We start from the raw sequence: 20,236 nt of genomic DNA on the forward strand, positions 1-20,236 counted from the left end.
CTATGAAAAAACCATCTTTGATCATCGGAAAAAAACAGATCATTTTGTCCTGCCTGACGTTGATGCTGGCAATTGCAGTGTATGTCAATTATGCCATGTCCGACGGAGAACTGAAAACAGCAGAGGTGCAGTCGGATGACGGTATTACCTATGGCGATACGGCATTTGTCAATGCACAGGCAGAGCCTGTTTCAGAAAAGGATGATGCAGAAGCCACAGAAAATAGCGAAGATGCGACAGCAGAAACTGTCGGCGCATCTTCGACTGCGGCCAATGCAGAGGATGTGGCTTCAGATCTGGAGGCGGCAGGCAGTGCGGAAAATTATTTTGCTCAGGCACGTTTGGAGCGGACTGCTAGCCGGGACGAAAGCGTGGCAACGCTCCAGTCCATTCTGGGCGGCGGTGATCGGACGGAGGATGAGCTTGTGACAGACGCCATTGCTGCAGTGGAAACTTCCAAGCTCATTGAAAGCGAAAGCACCATTGAATCTCTCATCAAAGCCCAGGGTTATCCCGACTGTATCGTCTATCTGGACGGGGAAAGCGCCAAGGTCGTGGTGCAGACTGAAGGGTTGGATGCAGCTCAGGCAGCAGCCATCAAAGACATCATTTTGGGGGAGGTATCAATTTCCGCAGAAAATATTCGAATTTTTGAGGTAAAATAGTTGTCTCAATCGATTTTTTTTGGTATAATAGAAGAAAGAACTTGTTCGGACGGCGGAAATTCCGGTGGCATACTACAGGCGATTTCTTTGGATTATGCAGAAATACATAGTCATATCAGAAGAAAGAAAATCGAAATGTGGAAAGCTGCTGCATCTGCCGTTGCATCAGCTTTCTTTTTTGCTGTATTTCGAATTTAATGGGATCGCCCTTTTTTAGAGGAAGATCTGTAAAAATCAGGATGTGGAGGTTGTTATGACAAAACACGAAACCAGAGAATATGCTTTTTTATTGTTATACGAGGCAATGGTACGAGCTGAGGAAATTGATTCCATCGAAGCGCTGTATACATCAACGGAGGAAATGCTGGAACTGCCCGTGCCGGATCGTGTGAAACGCTATGTTAGCGGTGTGCTCTCTCAGACACAGGAACTGGATCAGATCATCGAAGCACACAGCAAGCAGCGCAGTCTGAGTCGTGTGCCTGCGATCAACCGGTCTATTCTGCGGCTGGCACTCTATGAGTTGAAAAATATGCCGGATATCCCGGTGAACGTGGTTATCAGCGAGGCAGTCCGGCTTTCCCAGGCGTATGCCTATGCGGAGGATACAGCTTTTATCAACGGTGTGCTGGGCGCCTATGCACGGTCTGAGAAGGCGGCAAAGGAGGATGCCGGGAATGGCACAGATTCTGGGGATTGATACCAGTAATTATACCACGTCTGTAGCATTGCTGGATCTGGAGACGGGTGCGGTGCACCAGGAAAAGCAGTTACTTCCGGTAAAAGCCGGTGCAGCAGGACTGCGGCAGAGTGATGCCGTATTTCACCACACACGGCAGCTGCCGGAACTGATGGAACGGCTTCAATCCCGGATGCAGGAAAAGGAACTATGCGCCATTGGTGTTTCATCCCGACCACGGAATCTGGAAGACTCTTATATGCCCTGTTTTCTGACGGGACTGGGGACGGCACGGAGTATTGCTTCTGTGAATGGACTGCCCCTGCATGTGACGTCCCATCAGATCGGTCATGTATTGGCGGCACTTTATTCTGCGGGAAAACTGGCATTGTGCAAGCAGTCCTTTCTGGCATTCCATGTCAGCGGCGGCACAACAGATTCTTTGTACTGTGAGCCGGACGAAACAGATTGGCTGCGGATCACACCCTGCGGCACGTCTCTCGATCTGAAAGCGGGACAGGCAATTGATCGTGTTGGTCTCATGCTGGGACTGCAATTTCCCTGCGGTGCGGCACTGGAACAGCTGGCGCTGCAAAGCTGGAAGCAGATGCGTGTCCGTCCCGTGATCCGGGGCATGGACTGCTGTCTGTCCGGACTGGAAAACAAGTGCCGTTCTATGCTGGAACAGGGCGAGCTGCCGGAGGATATTGCAAAGTTCTGTCTGCTGACTGTGGCGGAGACTATTATTACCATGACAAAGGCGGCGCAGGAAAAGTATGGCGCACTGCCGGTGATCTATGCCGGAGGCGTGATGTCCAACCGGATGATTCGTCCCATGCTGTCTGCCCAGGCGGAATGTTATTTTGCAGAACCGGATTGTGCCTGCGACAACGCCGTAGGCGTGGCAGTCTATGGGGCACTGCGGGAAAAGAGAGGCGCATTATGGCAATTTTAAGTGTAACGCAGCTGAACCGCTATGTGGGATTCAAGCTGAAAGAGGATCATGCTTTACAGGGAATCTTAGTGCGTGGTGAGATCTCCAATTTCACCAATCACTATCGTTCGGGGCATCTCTATTTTACGCTGCGTGATGAAGAAAGCGGCGTAAAGGCTGTTATGTTCCGGGGCAATGCTCAACGGCTGCGGTTTGTACCCCAGGATGGTATGCGTGTCATTGCAGCGGCAACGGCATCTCTCTATGAACGAGACGGCGTATTTCAGCTGTATGTAACAGATTTGCAGCCGGACGGTGCCGGAATGCAGGCACTTGCCCTGGAGCAGCTGAAGAAAAAGCTGACGGCAATGGGTGTATTCGATACGGCAGCAAAGCATCCTCTTCCGCCCATGCCACGGAAAATCGGCGTGATTACGTCGGATACGGGTGCGGCATTACAGGATGTGAAAAACGTGGTGGGACGGCGGTATCCCATTGGGCATCTGCTTGTCTATCCGGCGCAGGTACAGGGAGATGCGGCGGCAGATTCCGTATGCCGTGCCATTGATGCGGCGCAGTGTGACGGCTGTGATGTCCTGATCGTGGGACGCGGCGGCGGTTCAGCAGAGGACTTGCAGGCGTTCAATACGGAAAAAGTGGTCATGGCCATCTACAATTGTACGGTGCCCATTGTCTCCGCCGTGGGACATGAGACAGACTGGACACTGGCGGATGCGGCGGCAGATCTGCGTGCACCTACGCCGTCAGCGGCGGCAGAACTGGCAGTGCCGGATGTGCGGCAGATGATACAGCAGGTACAGGAACTGACACGGCGGATGGAATCAGCTGTGGAGCAGCAGTTGCTGCGGAAACAACAGGAACTGGGACGGCTGTGCGATCGTCTGCGGATGCAGTCGCTGGAGCATCGCCAGGAAATGGCGCAGAAGGAACTGGAATCCTTGTATCTGCGTCTGGTCAAGAGCGGTGCCTCTGTTCTGGAACGCTGTGAGCAGCAATTGCAGCAGCAGGCGACACGGTTGGATATGCTCAGTCCTCTGAAGATCCTGGGGCGTGGCTATGCGCTGGCGTATCACGGGGATACGCTGGTACGCAATGCGCAGCAGGTAAGTGCTGGTGATGTGCTGCGGATCCAGCTGGCTGAGGGTGAGATTAAAGCAGAGGTGTGCAATTCCTGTGAATAAGAGATTTTGGAAAAGGATGGTGTGGATGATGTGGGATGCAATATCTTATCATCGGTTTGAAAAAGAACGAATACAGCCATCTATAGATTTGGCAAATCGGATTGAGATAAAAGAATGCAAACGGATACTGGATGTCGGATGCGGTTCCGGGATGAGTACGATTTCCATCCGAAACCGGTTTCCGGATGCTGAAATTGTTGGAGTTGATTTGTCTGAAAATATGCTGGAAAAAGCAAAGGAATGCATGAATGATGTGACCTGGATCCAGCGGGATTGTAGCAAGCCGCTGACAGATCTGGGGACTTTTGATCTTGTTTTCTCAAATGCATTTTTGCAGTGGCTGGACAATCAGGAAGAATTTATTCAGAACACAAAGGCTCTGCTAAATCCAGATGGTGTGCTGGCGATGCAAATTCCAGACTTTGATGAGATGCCGATTTCTGATATCATCAAGGAAACGGCGCAATCATACGATAGGAAAAATAAGCTCTTTTGCTTTGAACGTACCTGTAACAACTTTTCAGCCAGGGCTTATTATGATATGTTCACATCCTGTTATTCTGATGTGGAGGTCTGGCAGACGAACTATTATCATCAGATGGACAGCAGCGATGCAATCGTAGATTTTGTGCAGAGTACGGCATTGATTCCATATTTATCATGTCTGACAGAAGAACAAGCAGCAGAATTTATTGCAATGCTGAAATATGAAACAGCAAAACAATATCAACCATGCGGAGATGGAACGGTTTTGTTTCCATTCTATCGGCTTTTCTTTATCGCAAGGAATCATTCATAGCCGATGTAGGGCAACACCGCACAAAGAGCGCCTGACGGCTTTGTACGGTATTGCCGTAGGAATAATGGCATTTGAAGAATATTTGGAATAGCTGTGGGAAATGACTCGAAGCTGGAACAGGGGAATCATTATGTTTGGGCGACCAATGGTCGTCTCTACACAAAGTATCCCGATTTTCACAATATGGTTGATATAAAATAGAAAGGAGCGGAGTGCCATGGCATTTGAAGAACACATGAAACAGCTGCGGGAACTGACCCAGAAGCTGGAACAGGGGAGTCTCTCGCTGGAAGAAGCGGTAAATGTATATACACAGGGCATGCAGCTGGCGGCGGCGTGTCAGGAGGAATTGCAGACAGCAAAGCTGCAGATCTCCAAGCAGACTGTGCCCATGCAGGAAAAGGAGGATGCGGCAGATGGAAGCGAAGCATAAACAGCGGCTGGAAGAACTGGCGGCAGCAGTGGAACAGCAGCTTCTGACCTATGTCCAGGTAACGCCGGAGACACAGCGGCAGGCAAAGGTAGTGGAAGCCATGCGTTATTCTCTGGAGGCAGGGGGTAAGCGGATTCGCCCGGTGCTGGTGCTGGAATTCTGCCGGCTCTGCGGCGGGACACAGGAGCAGGCGATGGCGGCAGCTTGTGCCATTGAAATGATACACACCTTTTCCTTGATTCACGACGATCTTCCGGAAATGGATAATGATGATTACCGCCGGGGCAGACCGTCTTGTCACAAGGCATTCGGCCATGCAGTGGCATTACAGGCAGGAGATGCGCTTTCGACAGCAGCATTCGGGGTACTGATCGACGATCCTGTGTTGGAACCATCTGTGAAGATACAACTGCTTCATATTCTGGTGGAGATCACTGGCGCTGCTGGTATGATCGGCGGTCAGATCATGGATATGGCATTTGAGACACGCAGCGATGTGACACTGGAGGAACAGGAGGCTATGTGCGCTGCAAAGACCGGTGCTCTGATCCGGGGCGCATGTCGTCTGGGATGCACAGCAGCAGGTGCTTCGGCAGAGCAGATCACTCTTGCAGATCAATACGGTGCAAAGCTGGGATTGGCGTTTCAGATCGTGGATGATATCCTGGATGTGACTAGTACCTCAGAGGTATTGGGTAAGCCGGTAGGCAGCGATGCACAGGAGGGAAAGGTTACTTTTGTAACGCTGCTGGGATTGGAACAGGCACGTCAAAAAGCGGCTGCGCTGACAGAAGAAGCAAAAGGGCTTCTAGCGCAGTTTCCGGATCATGAATTTTTGCTGGATCTGACAGAAGAGCTTTTGATGCGTGAAAAATAAATGAAAGGAGTGAAACCTGCGGTAATCAGAGGGCGCAGGAAATGAAAAAATGGATCAGAAAAAATTGTCGGATCCCGGCGAATCGCTGCTGTCTCAGCTGCATTCTCCGAAGGATCTGAAAAAAATGACACCGGCACAATGTCAGGCGCTCTGTCAGGAGATTCGAAGTCTCCTGGTGGAGACCATTTCGAAAACCGGTGGACATTTGGCTTCGAATCTCGGTTCTGTGGAACTGACGGTGGCAATGCACCGGGTGTTTTCTTCTCCGGACGATAAATTTGTATGGGATGTGGGACACCAGTGCTATACCCATAAAATCCTCACAGGACGGATGCAGCAGTTTTCCACCATCCGGCAGGAAAATGGTATTTCCGGTTTCCCAAAGCCGAAGGAATCCGAACACGACAGCTTTATCAGCGGGCATAGCAGTACTGCTATTTCTGTGGCATGTGGTATTGCCGAGGGTATGCGGCTGCAGGGTGACCGGGATCATTTTGCCATTGCTGTGGTAGGTGACGGTGCCATGACCGGCGGCCTTTCCTATGAGGGACTGAACAATGCCGGAAAATCCGGGAATAATCTCATTGTGATCCTCAACGACAATGAGATGTCTATTTCCAGAAATGTAGGTGCACTGGCACGCTATCTGTCGTCTATGCGCAGCAGCGAGGGCTATGTTCGCACCAAAAAAGCGGTGGAACGCCGTCTGAACCGGACGGCTGTCATTGGTCCGTCTGTGGCAAAGGTCATCAAGAACTCCAAGAGCGTAGTGCGTGAGGCACTGCTTCAGTCGGCTACCATGTTCGAGGATTTCGGGTTTGTCTATCTGGGACCTGTGGATGGGCATAATATTGAGGAGCTAGAAGAAGTGCTTCTGGCGGCAAAGGAATATCACAAGCCGGTCTTTGTCCATGTACATACCGTCAAGGGCAAGGGCTATGCGCCAGCGGAGGAAAATCCCGGCGAATACCACGGCATTTCCAAATTTGACATAGAAACCGGTAATCCAGAGGTATCGGGAACGGATTCTTATTCCGATGTATTCGGCAAGGAACTGGTGCATCTGGCGCAGCAGGATCCCCGGATCTGCGCTGTGACGGCGGCAATGGAGCACGGCACAGGACTCCATCATTTTGCCCGGAGATTTCCAGGACGCTACTATGATGTAGGCATTGCCGAACAGCATGCGGTGACTTTTTCGGCTGCGCTGGCATCCACAGGTGAGCTGCCTGTGTTTGCAGTGTATTCCTCATTCTTACAGCGTGCCTATGACCAGCTGATGCATGATGTCGCCATCGGCGGTCTCCATGTGGTACTGGGTGTAGATCGTGCCGGTGTGGTTGGTGAGGACGGTGAGACCCATCATGGCTTATATGATGTATCCTTTCTGAGCACTGTGCCGGGGGCGGTGATCTATGCGCCTGCATGTTATGATGAGCTTCGTCTCTGCCTGCACCGGGCACTGTATCGGGACAAGGGGCTTGCCTGTGTGCGCTATCCCAGGGGTGCTGATAACAGTGTCTTTGACAAGAGTGCGCTGAATACGGAGTATACCCATGTTTCCGGCACAAAAACCGATGTACTGTATATTTCCTACGGACGTGTTTATGACTATTTGTATCGTGCCAGCCGCCGTGCCAGAGAACAGGGGATGCCCTGCGATCTGCTGAAGCTGACCCGTATCTTTCCACTGGCGGATGCTGTGGCGGAAATTGCCATGTCCTATGGACATGTGGTATTTCTGGAAGAGGCGTATTATTACGGCGGTATTTCCCAGTTGTTCGGCGATCTGCTGATGGAACGGGGATATACCGGCATCTACCGCCGCATTGCACCGAAGCAGTATCTGCCTCAGGCATCTATTGCCTCCCAGATGGAGACCATGGGACTTTCTGAAAATGCCATTTACCGGGATATGCAGCGTGTGTTCCAGGAGGAAACTCATCATGTCAAGGCTTGATCTTGCAGTGGTGCAGTGCGGTTTTGCTCCCAGCCGTCAGCGTGCCAAGGTTTTGATACAGAACGGGCAGATCCTGGTGAACGGCAAGGTCTGTACCAAGCCGGCATTTTCAGTGACAGAGGCAGATCAGCTGGTCATGGAGGGAAATGATATTCCCTTTGTAGGAAGAGGCGGCTTAAAATTGGAACATGCCATACAGACTATGCAGTGGAAACTGGACGGTATGGTCTGCATGGATATCGGCGCATCTACCGGCGGCTTCACGGACTGTATGTTACAGCATGGTGCTGCAAAGGTCTATGCAGTGGATGTGGGGCACGATCAGCTTGCTCTGTCTCTCCAGGAAGATCCACGTGTGGTGAACTGGGAAGGAACGGATATTCGGCAGGTTCGTCCGGAGCAATTGGAAGAACCTATCGACTTTTTTTCCGTGGATGTGTCATTTATTTCCTTGCATCATGTACTTCCGGCGGCAGTTTCCTTTTTGAGACCTGGTGGCAGAGCTGTGATCCTCATCAAGCCGCAGTTTGAAGCCGGCAGGGAAAATATCGGAAAAAACGGGCTGGTATTGTCCCAGAAGGTGCATTGCCGGGTGCTGGCAGAGATGACAGAATTGTTCCGGAAACTGGGATTGGCAGTGCAGCTGCTGTGCCCTTCGCCCATTCAGGGCGGTTCGGGCAATGTGGAATATCTTGCGGCAGTGGAAAAAGGGGCAGCAGAAACAGTACTGCCGGATATTGCAGAATTGGCAGCCACTGCATTTGCAGCAGCGAAAAAGGAGAAAACAGGATGAAAGTGGTGTTATTCCATCATTTGCAGAGGGGCAATGCTGCCCAGGTGGCACGGCATGTGTGCCAGGCACTGCATCGCAACCGCATGGAGGTTTGGGCAGACCCGAAGTGTCTGGAATTGTTCGAGGATATGCCCTTTGTGTGCTATGCGCCTTTTTTGGAGGCAGTGCGGGATGCTGATGTGGCGATTGCCATTGGCGGCGACGGGACGATTCTGCACTGCGCACGGCATGTGGTGGGAACTACGGCAAAGCTGTTGGGCATTAACACCGGACGATTGGGATTTCTGGCGTCTATGGAACCGGATCAGATCGGAGAAGTGGCACGGCTGCAAACGGGGGATTATCGGGTGTCCAGACGGATGCTTCTCCAGGGAAAGGTGATGGACGCTTCCAGAAAGTGCATCCGAGAGATGACGGCACTCAATGATATTGTTATTTCCCGGAATTTTTCCCGGGTGGCGGAGTTTACGGTTTCCCGGAATAATGTGGTGCTGGGCGAATACCGTGCAGACGGTATTATTTTCAGTACGCCTACAGGCTCTACTGCATATGCTCTGTCTGCAGGAGGTCCTATCATAGAACCGGAATTTTCCTGTATTGAAATGAATGTCATCTGTCCTCACGCCCTTTCTGCACGTCCCATTTTATTTTCTCCCCACAACGATTTGCAGGTAAACTGTCGGCTGCGGGGAGAACAAGATGTTTATCTCTGTGTGGACGGAGAGAAGCCGACAGCGTTTTTGTCATCCCATACGCTGGAAATATCCGGTTCAGCCCAGACGCTGGATATCCTGGATCTGAGTGGAAATACGTTTTTTGATTCTCTGAGCCGGAAAATGATGCAGTCTCTGAAAGATGGAAAGTCGTGAGGTGTGCCATGAAAAAGGAACGGCAGGATGCCATTTTAGAATTGATTGCCAAAGAGGAGATCCCTACCCAGGAAGTATTGCGGGATCGCATGGCGGTACTGGGATTTGATGTGACTCAGGCAACGCTGTCGAGAGATATCCGGGAGCTAAAGCTGACCAAGGAACGGCGGAGCGGCAGACGTGCTTGTTATACAGCACCAGTATGGCAGGGGATCACCGGGAACATCTGGCAGGGGGCTGCATTGCGGACAGACTATGCTGGAAACACGGCGGTGATTCACTGCCGTACTGGAACGGCGCAGGCTGTTGCAGCAGTACTGGATGCCATGCATCGGGAAGATGTGGTGGGTACCATTGCCGGAGACGACACCATATTTGTTCTGCTGCGCACGGAAACATTGGCACGGGAATTTGCGCTTTCTTTTGCAAAACTTATGGAAACGGGAGGATTTTAAATGCTAGCTGAGCTGGAAATTGAAAATTTGGCAGTCATTGCTCATGCAAGGATTCCGTTTTCGCCGCATTTGAATGTGTTTACCGGTGAAACCGGTGCCGGAAAGTCCATTCTCATTCATGGTATTCACGCCGTTCTGGGGCAGCGGGTCACAAGGGATATTGTGCGGACTGGCTGTAAAAAAGCTGTGGTCACTGCACTGTTTACCCATCTGGATGCGGCAGTCTGCGCACGGCTGGATGCGCTGTCTATTTCCCATGAGGATGACGAACTACTGTTGACACGAGAGATCGCCGCAGATGGCGGCAGTGCGGCACGGGTCAATGGGCATACCACCACAGTATCTGTGCTGCGTGAGATCGGGGATGCACTCATTACCATTCATGGTCAGCATGACAATCAGGTGCTCTTGTCTCCGGAATGTCATTTGCAGATTTTGGATGCTTTCGGCGGTGATGATGCACTGCTGCAGCAATATCAGGAAACGTTTCGGAATTTGCAGCAGACAGCAAAGCGGCTGAATCAGCTTGTGAAGCAGGAACAGGAAAGAGCTCACCGCCGGCAGCAGCTGAAAGAACTGGTAGCAGAGGTGGATGAACTAGGGTTGGAGATCGGCGAAGAGGATGCGCTGGAGGAGGAACTGAACATTTTGCAGAATGCTGAGAGTATTGCATCGGCACTTCAAAATGCGGCAGATGCCCTGGATGGCGCCGATGCGGATGTGTCGGCAGTGATGTTGACAGACGCCGCCGCTGATGAACTTTCAGCATTTTCAGAACTGCGCACAGATTTTGCCGCTCTGGGCGAACGCTTGACTACTGCCGGCATTGAGCTGGGAGATATTGCCGCAGAATGCCGCAGTTTACAGGAACAGATGGATCTGGATCCGCAGAGGTATGCTCAAGTGCAAAAGCGGATGCAGGAGCTCCGCCGTATCTGCCGGGAATATCAGTGCACCGGGGATGAACTGGTGGAGCAGCGGGAGCTTGCAGAGCAGGAATTGGAACAGATGCAGAGCGATACTGTGGAAATCGCCGCACTGCGTCGGGAAAAGGCTCAGCTTTTGGAGACGGTTTCTGCCCAGGCAAAGGCACTGTCGGAATACCGTACGAAAACACTGGAGCGCTTTGTGACAGAGGTAACTGCACAGCTGGAATTTCTCAATATGCCCAATGTGGTTCTGGTGGGAAAGCATACTACCGGAAAGCTTACCATTCATGGCATGGACAGTCTGGAATTTCTCATTTCCGCAAACCGTGGAGAAGAACCTCGTCCCTTGGCACGCATTGCATCAGGCGGTGAATTGTCCCGTATTATGCTGGCACTGAAATGCGTCATTGCCGACCGGGATAGTATTCCCACTCTGATCTTTGATGAGGTGGATACTGGCGTCAGCGGTAAGGCTGCCCAGAAAATCGGCATGAAATTACAGGAAGTGGGGCGAATCCGACAGGTGCTCTGCGTGACGCATCTGTCGCAGATCGCCGTTATGGCAGACCATCACCTCATGATCGAAAAGCAAACGGAATGCGGCAGGACAGAGACCCATGTCATGCCCCTGGATGCTGATGGACGTATCCATGAAATTGCCCGGATCATGGGCGGTGACAACCCCAGCGAATTGCTGCTGCAATCGGCGCAGGAGGAACTGGAACGCTGGCAGACAGACGGACTGCCGGAAAGTGCAGGTGAACAGGGAATATGATAGAACCAGAGGCACTGTTACAGCAATATTTCGGACATGCGTCTTTTCGCACAGGACAGAAAAAGGCAATTGATGCGATTTTGCAGGGCAGAGATGTGTTGGCTGTCATGCCCACTGGTGCCGGAAAATCAGTCTGTTATCAGATCTCTGCACTGCTTCTTCCAGGAATCACCATTGTCATATCCCCGCTGATTTCCTTGATGAAAGATCAAGTGGAGGCACTGCACCAGGTGGGCGTTCCGGCGGCGTATGTGAACAGCAGCATTTCTTCTGAGGAATTCCACATGACCATGCAGCTGGCACAACAGGGAAAATACAAGATCCTCTATGTTGCCCCGGAACGTCTTATGACAGATCGTTTTCTTTGGCTGGCGGAGCGGGTGCAGATCAGTATGGTCGCAGTAGACGAAGCGCACTGCGTTTCTCAGTGGGGACAGGATTTCCGTCAGAGTTATCTGGATATTCCCATGTTTGTCCAGCAGCTGCCACGGCGTCCTATCTGCACGGCATTTACGGCAACGGCAACACAGCAGGTAGAACGGGACATCGCTGAGATCCTACAGCTGCAAAATCCGGAGATGATCAAGACCGGTTTTGACCGTAAAAATCTGTTTTTCGGTGTGCGGCGGCCAAGTAACAAAACAGCAGAATTGTTAGAACTTCTGAGGGAAAATGTCGGAAAAAGCGGCGTTGTCTATTGCTCCACCCGGAAGGCGGTGGAGGAGGTCTGTGATGCCATCTGTGACGCAGGCTATGCGGCAACACGCTATCATGCCGGACTTTCTGACGGAGAACGCGGGCAGAATCAGGAGGATTTCCTCTATGACAGGAAGCCCATTATGGTGGCGACCAATGCCTTTGGTATGGGCATCGACAAGTCCAACGTTTCCTTCGTCATCCATTACAACATGCCCAAGGATCTGGAAAGCTATTACCAGGAGGCAGGGCGTGCCGGACGGGATGGAGAGCCGGCGCAGTGCATTCTGCTGTACAGCGGAAGAGATGTGCGCACTAATACATTTTTGATCGAACGCAGCCGGGAAACTATGGATGTGGAGGACGAAGCGCTCCGTGAATTCCTCATTGAAAAGAGCAAGGAGCGGCTGAAGCAAATGACATTCTATGCCACCTCTACCAGCTGTCTGCGCCATCGGATGCTCTGGTATTTCGGGGAAAATTCACCGGAAAGCTGTGGGAATTGTTCCTGCTGCCAGACAAATTACAAAGAAGAGGATGCTACGCTGGAGGCAAAGAAGATCCTTTCCTGTGTGTATCGTGCTCAGAAAAGCGGCTATCACCTCAGCCGTACGATGGCGGCAGATGTGCTCATCGGCAGCAAAAAGGAAGTTGTCCTGCGGATGCGGCTGGATCAGCTGTCTACTTATGGCATTATTGATAAGATGTCCCATCGGGAAGTGGTACAGCTGATAGACGAATTGATCCAGCGAGAAGATCTGGCGCTAAGGCAGTTCAAGGAGTATCAGGAACTGGCACTGACTGCTGGATCGGTGGAGATCATCCGGGATCAGAAACAGGTGACAAGGCGTGTGCCCATTGTTCGGGAAAAACTGGCAGCGCCTACGGGAACGACAGATCCTACCATGACAGCAGAGGACAATGCACTCTTTCAGAAGCTGCGTGAAATGCGGACGAAACTCGCTAAAAACGAGGGTGTACCGCCGTATTTTATTTTTGCGGATGCCACACTTCGGGATATGTGTCGGAAAAAACCGCATACTATGGGGGAAATGCGGCAGGTGTCCGGCGTAGGCGTGATCAAGGCGCAGAAATATGGAAAGCAATTCCTGGGTGTGATTACAGGGCATTTGGAAACTTTAGAGTCTGTTTAGGCATGTTTCTTCGAGGCTTGGCATAAGTTGAATTGTGCGGAAAGCCACGAAGGGGGAATTGCCATGCGCAAGCGCAGTGTTGTCCGGGATACCATTCAAATGACAGTGATCCAATTTTTTCTGGAATGTCTGTCGCTGCTGTTCAACGCCTGGATAACACGGCGTGTCGGTGCAGCAACGGTGGGGACGCTTGCCCTTGCCGGTTCTTTTTTCAATCTGGCAGCTATGGTTGCTGGTGGAAATGCCGTGCTTTGTGCTAGTCGCTTTGTGTCTGAAGAACTGGGATACAAGGAAGGCTGTCCCGGAAAGATCTTGCGCTATGCCATTTCTTTTTGCCTGATGTTATCGCTGCCGGTGGTCATGGCAATTTTCTGGTTTGCTCAGCCCTTGAGCCGTCAGTTTTTGCAAAGCGAAGCCATGGCAGATTCCGTGCGGATGATGGCATTATTGTTGCCGCTTGGCGGAATCAGTGCCTGTCTGAAAGGTTATTTCAATGCAGTGTGCCGAGTGATTGTGACAGCATTTTGCGATGTTATCGAGTTTCTTCTGCGTGCTGGGATTTTGGTAATGCTGCTATTCTGGAGCGGTGCTGCAAAGCCGGAACAGGTTTGCACGTATTTGGTATACAGTATGGCTGTCGGGACAATTTTTACGGCAGTGACATTGTCTGCTTTGTATATCCGCCGTCGGGAGCACAGCACCGGACAATGCAGTGTCAGCTTTTGGCGATATATACGGCTTGCCGTGCCGGTCGCCTTCGGGGGATGCCTGACCTCTGCGCTCAGTACAGCGAATGACGCACTGATTCCCATGACCCTGCGGCAGTTTGGGGACAGCACCAGCCGTGCATTACAGCAGTTCGGCACTTTTGAGGGCATTGTGATTCCCGTTTTGTTTTTTCCGTCGACCATTTTGTGTGCCTTGTCGGGTATTCTGATTCCGGAAGTGGCACGAGCCAATGCTGCCGGGAATCGGGAACGGGTGTGCCAACTGACAGAACGTGTCATTGAAATGACGCTGATCTTTGCCATTTTAATTGCGGCGGTGCTTCTGAAATTCGGCGGTGTCATTGGCTATTGGATGGATGGCGGCACGTTGTCCGGGCGCATGATCCGGATTTTGGCACCAGTTGTACCGTTTATCTATCTGGAAATCGTACTGGAAGCGCTCATCAAGGGCATGGGCAAGCAGAACTTTTCCTCTCTGAACTATCTGGCGGAATATGTCATCCGCATCTGCGTGGTGCTCATTTGTATTCCGTTGTTCGGTTTTTATGGTATTGTGGCATCTTATTATACCAGCAACGTGTTCGGAAACTGCAATCGGGTGCGCATGGCAGTAAAAACGGCAAACCTGCGGTTTCGCTTTGGAAAGCTTGTGGGGAAACCGCTGTTTGCCGCTGGATTTTCTTTTGCAATGGCATCTTTACCGGGTGTATTTTGTCCGGCATTATGGGACAGTATGCCAGGTATGGTGCTGTTTCTGGGTATTGCACTGGTGCTGTATGGGTTGGTGTTCTGGCTGCTGCGGGAAAAAGAGAAGCAGCCGGTTATCCGAACATCGGTTTTGTCGCTTCAAAGACAGCCATGATTTTGTTGCAGTCGGTGCAGTACCAGCCCACGGGAGTGGAATAGATCTGCTCTGCCTTTTTGGGGTTCTGAGAGTGGTCATGGGGTATAAATTTCAGTGTGGCTGGTTTGTGGAACAGCACGCTGGCGAATTCGTACAGTTCGATTTCACCGCTCTGCATTTCTTTTTGACAATAGGGACATTTCATGGGGGTGGCTCCTTTCTTTTGTTAATTGAGCTTGAGAAAATACAAATTATTATTTATCTAAGCACAGCTGGTGCAGTTCAAAGACACTTGCAATGTTCCAATAATTCCATTAAGTTTATATCTTTTTCCAGAAAATGCAGTCAAAAATCATTTCATAAGCAGAACAATACTTTTCTTGGCGGTAAAAGGGAAATTGTGCAATGATATTGTGAAAAAACTCATTTAAACCGCCGTAGTCGTATAAACAGTCCAAGTCGCTTAAAAGATCGGGATAAATATTTAGGAGTCGATGCGTTTCTTGCTCGATTCTACAGCGAATCTCATTTTCAGAATGAATAGTATCATAGTCTTGATAAACCTCATCCAGAAACAAATCCAGTTCCATGGTTAATTCGTTTTCAATATCTTGCGGGAGTTGTTCATCATCGTATGCAGCCCAGTTGTATGCCCACCATACATGGTTAGATGTTGTGTATGCAGCATTTGAAGGTACAGTGCTTTTCATATATAAAAGATTATCTTTTTTTGTGTTCATTTTCAACGCACCGCTGTCATATAGGTATTATATCGTTCGCTTGCTTTATCCTGCAATTGAATATATAGTTGACGAATATCTATATTTTCAGAAAGCAGCAGATAACTGTCAGATTGAATGATGCGAATGATCTCACTGATTTGTGTGTAGTACAGAGGATTTTCCGGATATCGGCTGATTATTTCAAGATAGGTGTGCATTACATCAAAATATGCGCCTTCAGCTTCCCGGGCAAGGCACTTTTTTCGTACTTCGTCCGGATATTTGGAAATATAGTTCCCGAAAAGAGAAGCATGTTCATCCGGGGTACCATAGGTGTAGAACATACCCGAAGGATTCCGGCGGTGTTCTACACGATGCCAATGTTTCAATTCCGCATAAGTGAGGCTGACATTTGACAATACACAATGCAGTGAAGAAACAGAAGTAAATTGTCCTTTTGCAATCTCTCCAAAAATTGCAGCATTTTTTTCTGTTTCGTTTGTTTTCGTCAAAGATGCCCAATAGATATAATTATTATCAACTACACCAACAATCAAGACGTCATTTTTCGGACTGAAAAACAATTCGAGATAAGTATGCTTTCTGTTGAGTGGATATCCTGGATTTTTTCTGTTTTGAACATTCACAAGATTGAGCGTTTGGATGTCGTGATGGGAGAATAGCATCATAAAAGTTCCTTTTCTACAATAATATCCGCCAGCCGAAAAGGTACAACTTTCCCCAATCCCTCCAAGGAAAGCTCCAGCTGGTGTCCGATTTTTCCGGCGCTGCACAGAATCGTGGGGAAATCTGCCGCTGTTCGATGGATGGTTGTGCGGAACAGCTTTTTCATGCCTACGGGAGAACAGCCGCCATGAATATATCCCGTCAAGGGAAGTAATTCCTTTGATTTGCACATAGAAACCGCCTTTTCTCCTACTGCGGCGGCAGCTTTTTTCAAATCCAACTCCTCTGCAACGGGGACGAGGAATACATAATGCTCTCCGGATTTTCCCACTGTGACCAGAGTCTTGAATACCTGCGATGGGTCTTGACCCAGAGCGGCGGCAAGCTCTACACCTGTGTGCTGTCCTGTAGCTTGTTCCCAACATCGGTGGACATAGGGTACTTTTGCCCTGTCCAGAATGCGCATGGCATTTGTTTTTTCCACTTTTTCTTTTGCCAATCTGATCTCTCCTATTCTACCAAAACGGAGCGCTGAACATGTGCAGACATGTCCATGCGCTCCGTTATACTTTTATTTATAAATCAATCTCAGAGGCTGAACATGATCTCATTCATGATGGATTCCAGCAGTTCCTGACGACCACTGGTGAGAGAAGCGGTAACTTCGCCCTTTTCCAGTGCATATTTTTCCAGATCAGCCATGGTAGCCTTGCCAGCAATGATATCAGCACCGATGCCGGTCTTCCAGCTTGCATAACGATCCTCGGTGAACTTGTCGATTCTGCCATCGGTGATCATCTTGTCCGCAATGCGCAGGCCCAGTGCAAATGCATCCATGCCAGCAATATAGCTGTGGAAGATATCTTCCAGCTCGAAAGATCCACGTCTTGCCTTGGCGTCAAAGTTCAGACCGCCGTTGGTGAAGCCGCCTGCCTTCAGTACTTCATACATGCAAAGTGCAGCGTCATAGACATTGGTCGGGAACTGGTCGGTATCCCATCCTAGCAGCGGATCGCCCTGGTTTGCATCGATAGAACCGAACATGCCGTTGGTTCTTGCGACACGCAGCTCATGCTGGAAGGTATGCTGTGCCAGTGTTGCGTGGTTTGCTTCGATATTCAGCTTGAAGTCCTTCTCCAAACCGTACTTGTTCAGAAAACCGATAACAGTTGCAGAGTCAAAATCATACTGGTGCTTGGTGGGTTCCTTGGGCTTCGGCTCTACATAGAAGTCCCCGGTAAAGCCGATGCTTCTTGCATAGTCCACTGCCAGGTGCATCAGACGAGCCATGTTGTCCAGTTCCAGACCCATGTTGGTGTTCAGCAGGGTCTCATAGCCTTCACGGCCGCCCCAGAATACATAGCCCTGACCGCCCAGCTTTACAGTGGCATCAATGGCATTCTTGATCTGTGCAGCAGCAAATGCGAAAACATCAGCGCTGGGGGAGGTGCCTGCACCGTGCATGAATCTCGGGTGGTCGAAGCACTTTGCGGTACCCCACAGCAGCTTTTTACCAGTCTTGTCCTGCATTTCTTTGCACAGGTCTACGATCTCAGCCAGTTTCTCGTTGGTCTCGCTCAGAGAACCATATTCCGGAGACAGATCTCTGTCGTGGAAGCAGTAGTAGTCAATGCCCAGTTTATCCATAATTTCAAATGCAGCATAAACCTTTGCCTTGGCACGCTCAGTGGGGTCGGAACAGCCCCAGCTCTTATCAGTAGTGCCACAGCCGAACATGTCTGTGCCGTCACCACCCATAGTGTGCCACCATGACAGCGCAAACTTCAGCTGTTCGCGCATGGTTTTTCCAGCAATGACTTCGTCTGGATTATAGAATTTGAATGCCAACGGGTTCTTGGAATCCTTTCCTTCATAGGCAATTGTCGGAATATTTTTGAAAAATTCGCTCATGATAAAATCCTCCTGAAAATAGAAGTAAAATAATATATTGAAAAGTGCACTGCTGCTTATAATGTATTACTTTATAATACACAGCGCACATTTCATTTGGAGAAAAACAAGCATTTACAGCAAAGAGATTTGTCGGTCTTCTTTTGCAAAATAATCTTCCAGAACAGCAATATAAGTGCGGAAGCAGACAGAATCCTGACAGGTCAGTACATCATTTTCCTCTGGAATTCCCAGTTGCTCCAGCTGTGTGTCGGACAGATCCTTTAAATAAACCGTTTCGGTATCCGGCGCGATTCCGGTTAGGGTTTTCTGGGATGCACTCAGTTCCAGTGTGATGTCTTCTGAAATTTCCAGAAGCTGTGCTGTGATCTCCGAACGAGAGACCGTCGTCCACTCTGCATGTACTTCTTCGTTAGGAACAGGCCGTTCCAGGTATACAGTACGGTCATAGCCAACAGCCACAAAAGAAATAAACGGCAGATTCACGTCACGATCATTCGGTTCTACATGCACGGCAACATTACCGCCTGAACTGTCATCGGTCTGGATGATCTCATAACGATACGCTCCAGAGGGAGATGTTCCGGATTCCAGTATGGTTTGCTGAGTTGTGGGGGTGAAAAAAGAGATCATCATAAAGTATGCCAGAGATCCCAGCACATAAAGCAGCAAGTAGATGACACCAAAAATCGATTTTGTGGTTTCTCCGGCACCAGATAGGAAAAAGATAATGAGTGCTGTCACAGCAATAGGAAGGATCAGTTCCCATTCGCCGAAGCATAGCAATACCAAAGGCAATATGACTGGCAACAGGACAATTCCTACGAAACGTGTCAGAAACTGGAATCGGCTGTACAGCATTGCCGCCAGAGATAAAAAAGAAACAGCACACAAGACAATACAGAATGTGGTTTTATTGGGGATAGAAACTTCATAGAACACTGCCAGGTAGGAAAACCAGCACATGAGAGCGCAGTAGCCGGCACCCAACAGTGAAACAATCCGTTTCCACCAAATATTTGAAGAATTTGAATTCATGAACCAAGACCCGTCTGTACACAAGTGTACAGACTTTTCCTTTCCTTTGCCGGAGATGCCTTTGGAAAGCAGGAAAATCCTTTTCCGGCTGAGATATCCGCTGTTCATCGGCCGACGGAGGGCTGTTCTTCCGATCAATGCAGTGTACAGACACCATGATTTCAGAGCGATTAGGCTGAAATCCGCAATGAACAACATTTTTTCATTCTTATTATATCATTTTTTTTGAGCCGTGGCAAGTACTATTGCAAAAAAAATTGAAAATTCGCAGGGAAAGGTTGGTATTGAGAAAATCGGCATAGGATCTGACAGAAGGAATTATGGCATATGGTACTTCTTCCGCAGCTTTTCAATGGCATGCTTTTCCAGGCGGGATACATAGGAACGAGAAATATCTAGTTTCTTTGCTACTTCACGTTGGGGCATAGGTGCACGACCGTACAGACCATAGCGATGCACTAGGATTTCAAATTCGCGGGGATCTAGACATTGCTCTAGATACTGGTACAGCTGTTTGGATTGAATCATGGTATCCACCAGCTCCGGGAGATCCGTACCGTCATCAATAATATCCATGAGTGTCAACTGGTTACCATCTCCGTCGGTTTCGATAGGTTCGCCCATATAGATTTGATCGGCATGCTTTTTTTGGGAACGGAAACTCATGAGTATTTCATTTTCAATACATCTGCTTGCATATGTGGCGAAACGTGCACCCTTGCTGTTATCAAAGGAATCCACAGCTTTCACCAGTCCCACAGTGCCAATAGAAATAAGTTCTTCCTGCTCAGACTGAGGAACGCCGTATTTTTTTGTAATGTGTGCCACAAGCCGCATATTATGCAGGATCAGTTTTTCTCTGGCTTCACGGTCACCTTGCGCCATTGCTTTGAAACAGTCCTCTTCTTCCTGCTTGCTCAGAGGCTTTCGGAACGAGCCTGCATCACTCACATGCAAAAAGAAAAAGAATACGTGTTGGAAAAGTTGTAAAAACATCGAATCACCTCATGAAAAGGTATGCAATGTCGCTTGTACGGTATGCAATTAGAGTCTGGGAAACGTTGCTCAAAGAGTATCTGACGCACG

At 49.7% G+C, this 20,236-nt stretch carries 21 protein-coding genes; 14 read left to right on the top strand and 7 right to left on the bottom strand.

Annotated elements, in window-relative coordinates; all coding sequences use genetic code 11:
* Positions 1-2: 2 nt before the first annotated feature.
* The 14 genes from QZ375_RS06750 to QZ375_RS06815 all read left to right on the top strand — a co-directional run bounded on the left by QZ375_RS06750 (position 3) and on the right by QZ375_RS06815 (position 14,810).
* Positions 3-665 carry a SpoIIIAH-like family protein gene (locus QZ375_RS06750; RefSeq protein ID WP_295217189.1) on the top strand — a complete coding sequence of 221 codons (663 nt, stop codon included), beginning with the start codon at positions 3-5 and terminating at the stop codon, positions 663-665.
* A 253-nt stretch (positions 666-918) separates the two neighbouring features.
* Positions 919-1,365, top strand: a complete 447-nt coding sequence (gene nusB, locus QZ375_RS06755) for a transcription antitermination factor NusB (RefSeq protein WP_295217191.1) — start codon at positions 919-921, stop codon at positions 1,363-1,365.
* Entirely contained in the window at positions 1,343-2,299 is a 957-nt protein-coding gene (locus QZ375_RS06760; RefSeq protein WP_295217194.1) for a peptidase M22, read from the top strand. The genes nusB and QZ375_RS06760 overlap by 23 nt, the downstream gene beginning before the upstream one ends.
* Positions 2,287-3,480 (top strand): exodeoxyribonuclease VII large subunit, encoded by a 1,194-nt coding sequence (gene xseA, locus QZ375_RS06765; RefSeq protein WP_295217196.1) that lies wholly within the window; start codon positions 2,287-2,289, stop codon positions 3,478-3,480. Before QZ375_RS06760 ends, xseA begins: the two co-directional genes overlap by 13 nt.
* A gap of 28 nt (positions 3,481-3,508) precedes the next feature.
* Entirely contained in the window at positions 3,509-4,279 is a 771-nt protein-coding gene (locus tag QZ375_RS06770; protein ID WP_295217251.1) for a methyltransferase domain-containing protein, read from the top strand.
* 217 nt (positions 4,280-4,496) lie between these two features.
* Complete coding sequence (gene xseB / locus QZ375_RS06775) at positions 4,497-4,712, top strand: exodeoxyribonuclease VII small subunit (RefSeq protein ID WP_295217198.1); 216 nt, start codon at positions 4,497-4,499, stop codon at positions 4,710-4,712.
* Positions 4,696-5,589, top strand: coding sequence for a polyprenyl synthetase family protein (locus tag QZ375_RS06780; RefSeq protein ID WP_295217200.1), 894 nt, complete (start codon positions 4,696-4,698; stop codon positions 5,587-5,589). The genes xseB and QZ375_RS06780 overlap by 17 nt, the downstream gene beginning before the upstream one ends.
* Positions 5,590-5,638: 49 nt before the next feature.
* A complete protein-coding gene (gene dxs, locus QZ375_RS06785; protein WP_295217203.1) occupies positions 5,639-7,549 on the top strand; it encodes a 1-deoxy-D-xylulose-5-phosphate synthase in 1,911 nt (636 codons plus the stop codon).
* Positions 7,536-8,342 (top strand): TlyA family RNA methyltransferase, encoded by an 807-nt coding sequence (locus QZ375_RS06790; RefSeq protein WP_295217206.1) that lies wholly within the window; start codon positions 7,536-7,538, stop codon positions 8,340-8,342. Before dxs ends, QZ375_RS06790 begins: the two co-directional genes overlap by 14 nt.
* Entirely contained in the window at positions 8,339-9,211 is an 873-nt protein-coding gene (locus tag QZ375_RS06795) for an NAD(+)/NADH kinase (RefSeq protein ID WP_295217208.1), read from the top strand. The genes QZ375_RS06790 and QZ375_RS06795 overlap by 4 nt, the downstream gene beginning before the upstream one ends.
* 8 nt (positions 9,212-9,219) lie before the next feature.
* Positions 9,220-9,666 (top strand): hypothetical protein, encoded by a 447-nt coding sequence (locus tag QZ375_RS06800; RefSeq protein ID WP_295217210.1) that lies wholly within the window; start codon positions 9,220-9,222, stop codon positions 9,664-9,666.
* Positions 9,667-11,370 carry a DNA repair protein RecN gene (recN, locus tag QZ375_RS06805; RefSeq protein ID WP_295217212.1) on the top strand — a complete coding sequence of 568 codons (1,704 nt, stop codon included), beginning with the start codon at positions 9,667-9,669 and terminating at the stop codon, positions 11,368-11,370.
* The gene (gene recQ, locus QZ375_RS06810) at positions 11,367-13,220 is read left to right on the top strand and encodes a DNA helicase RecQ (protein WP_295217215.1); all 1,854 of its coding nucleotides are present in this window, start codon (positions 11,367-11,369) and stop codon (positions 13,218-13,220) included. Before recN ends, recQ begins: the two co-directional genes overlap by 4 nt.
* Before the next feature lie 63 nt (positions 13,221-13,283).
* The gene (locus QZ375_RS06815; RefSeq protein WP_295217217.1) at positions 13,284-14,810 is read left to right on the top strand and encodes an MATE family efflux transporter; all 1,527 of its coding nucleotides are present in this window, start codon (positions 13,284-13,286) and stop codon (positions 14,808-14,810) included.
* Here the strand turns inward: QZ375_RS06815 and QZ375_RS06820 are convergent.
* From QZ375_RS06820 to sigK, 7 genes are all read right to left on the bottom strand, one after another.
* Positions 14,770-14,997 carry a PF20097 family protein gene (locus QZ375_RS06820; RefSeq protein ID WP_295217220.1) on the bottom strand — a complete coding sequence of 76 codons (228 nt, stop codon included), beginning with the start codon at positions 14,995-14,997 and terminating at the stop codon, positions 14,770-14,772. The genes QZ375_RS06815 and QZ375_RS06820 overlap by 41 nt on opposite strands.
* A 115-nt stretch (positions 14,998-15,112) precedes the next feature.
* Positions 15,113-15,532 carry a hypothetical protein gene (locus QZ375_RS06825; protein ID WP_295217223.1) on the bottom strand — a complete coding sequence of 140 codons (420 nt, stop codon included), beginning with the start codon at positions 15,530-15,532 and terminating at the stop codon, positions 15,113-15,115.
* A 2-nt stretch (positions 15,533-15,534) separates the two neighbouring features.
* Positions 15,535-16,071 carry a hypothetical protein gene (locus tag QZ375_RS06830; protein ID WP_295217226.1) on the bottom strand — a complete coding sequence of 179 codons (537 nt, stop codon included), beginning with the start codon at positions 16,069-16,071 and terminating at the stop codon, positions 15,535-15,537.
* Positions 16,072-16,199: 128 nt separating this feature from the next.
* The gene (gene ybaK, locus QZ375_RS06835) at positions 16,200-16,700 is read right to left on the bottom strand and encodes a Cys-tRNA(Pro) deacylase (RefSeq protein ID WP_295217229.1); all 501 of its coding nucleotides are present in this window, start codon (positions 16,698-16,700) and stop codon (positions 16,200-16,202) included.
* 89 nt (positions 16,701-16,789) lie between these two features.
* The gene (gene xylA / locus QZ375_RS06840; protein ID WP_295217231.1) at positions 16,790-18,112 is read right to left on the bottom strand and encodes a xylose isomerase; all 1,323 of its coding nucleotides are present in this window, start codon (positions 18,110-18,112) and stop codon (positions 16,790-16,792) included.
* 114 nt (positions 18,113-18,226) lie between these two features.
* Positions 18,227-19,150, bottom strand: a complete 924-nt coding sequence (locus QZ375_RS06845; RefSeq protein ID WP_295217233.1) for a hypothetical protein — start codon at positions 19,148-19,150, stop codon at positions 18,227-18,229.
* A 318-nt stretch (positions 19,151-19,468) separates the two neighbouring features.
* A complete protein-coding gene (sigK, locus tag QZ375_RS06850; protein ID WP_295217235.1) occupies positions 19,469-20,146 on the bottom strand; it encodes an RNA polymerase sporulation sigma factor SigK in 678 nt (225 codons plus the stop codon).
* Positions 20,147-20,236: the final 90 nt, after the last annotated feature.

Origin of the sequence: Ruminococcus sp. (genome assembly GCF_019417665.1) — a bacterium.
Taxonomy (GTDB): domain Bacteria; phylum Bacillota; class Clostridia; order Oscillospirales; family Ruminococcaceae; genus Ruminococcus_C.

Excerpts from the sequence above, each read along its gene's own strand:
- QZ375_RS06750 (WP_295217189.1), top strand. The coding sequence starts at position 3 with ATGAAAAAACCATCTTTGATCATCGGAAAAAAACAGATCATTTTGTCC.
- nusB (WP_295217191.1), top strand. The coding sequence starts at position 919 with ATGACAAAACACGAAACCAGAGAATATGCTTTTTTATTGTTATACGAG.
- QZ375_RS06760 (WP_295217194.1), top strand. The coding sequence starts at position 1,343 with ATGGCACAGATTCTGGGGATTGATACCAGTAATTATACCACGTCTGTA.
- xseA (WP_295217196.1), top strand. The coding sequence starts at position 2,287 with ATGGCAATTTTAAGTGTAACGCAGCTGAACCGCTATGTGGGATTCAAG.
- QZ375_RS06770 (WP_295217251.1), top strand. The coding sequence starts at position 3,509 with ATGTGGGATGCAATATCTTATCATCGGTTTGAAAAAGAACGAATACAG.
- xseB (WP_295217198.1), top strand. The coding sequence starts at position 4,497 with ATGGCATTTGAAGAACACATGAAACAGCTGCGGGAACTGACCCAGAAG.
- QZ375_RS06780 (WP_295217200.1), top strand. The coding sequence starts at position 4,696 with ATGGAAGCGAAGCATAAACAGCGGCTGGAAGAACTGGCGGCAGCAGTG.
- dxs (WP_295217203.1), top strand. The coding sequence starts at position 5,639 with ATGGATCAGAAAAAATTGTCGGATCCCGGCGAATCGCTGCTGTCTCAG.
- QZ375_RS06790 (WP_295217206.1), top strand. The coding sequence starts at position 7,536 with ATGTCAAGGCTTGATCTTGCAGTGGTGCAGTGCGGTTTTGCTCCCAGC.
- QZ375_RS06795 (WP_295217208.1), top strand. The coding sequence starts at position 8,339 with ATGAAAGTGGTGTTATTCCATCATTTGCAGAGGGGCAATGCTGCCCAG.
- QZ375_RS06800 (WP_295217210.1), top strand. The coding sequence starts at position 9,220 with ATGAAAAAGGAACGGCAGGATGCCATTTTAGAATTGATTGCCAAAGAG.
- recN (WP_295217212.1), top strand. The coding sequence starts at position 9,667 with ATGCTAGCTGAGCTGGAAATTGAAAATTTGGCAGTCATTGCTCATGCA.
- recQ (WP_295217215.1), top strand. The coding sequence starts at position 11,367 with ATGATAGAACCAGAGGCACTGTTACAGCAATATTTCGGACATGCGTCT.
- QZ375_RS06815 (WP_295217217.1), top strand. The coding sequence starts at position 13,284 with ATGCGCAAGCGCAGTGTTGTCCGGGATACCATTCAAATGACAGTGATC.
- QZ375_RS06820 (WP_295217220.1), bottom strand. The coding sequence starts at position 14,997 with ATGAAATGTCCCTATTGTCAAAAAGAAATGCAGAGCGGTGAAATCGAA.
- QZ375_RS06825 (WP_295217223.1), bottom strand. The coding sequence starts at position 15,532 with ATGAACACAAAAAAAGATAATCTTTTATATATGAAAAGCACTGTACCT.
- xylA (WP_295217231.1), bottom strand. The coding sequence starts at position 18,112 with ATGAGCGAATTTTTCAAAAATATTCCGACAATTGCCTATGAAGGAAAG.
- QZ375_RS06845 (WP_295217233.1), bottom strand. The coding sequence starts at position 19,150 with ATGAATTCAAATTCTTCAAATATTTGGTGGAAACGGATTGTTTCACTG.
- sigK (WP_295217235.1), bottom strand. The coding sequence starts at position 20,146 with ATGTTTTTACAACTTTTCCAACACGTATTCTTTTTCTTTTTGCATGTG.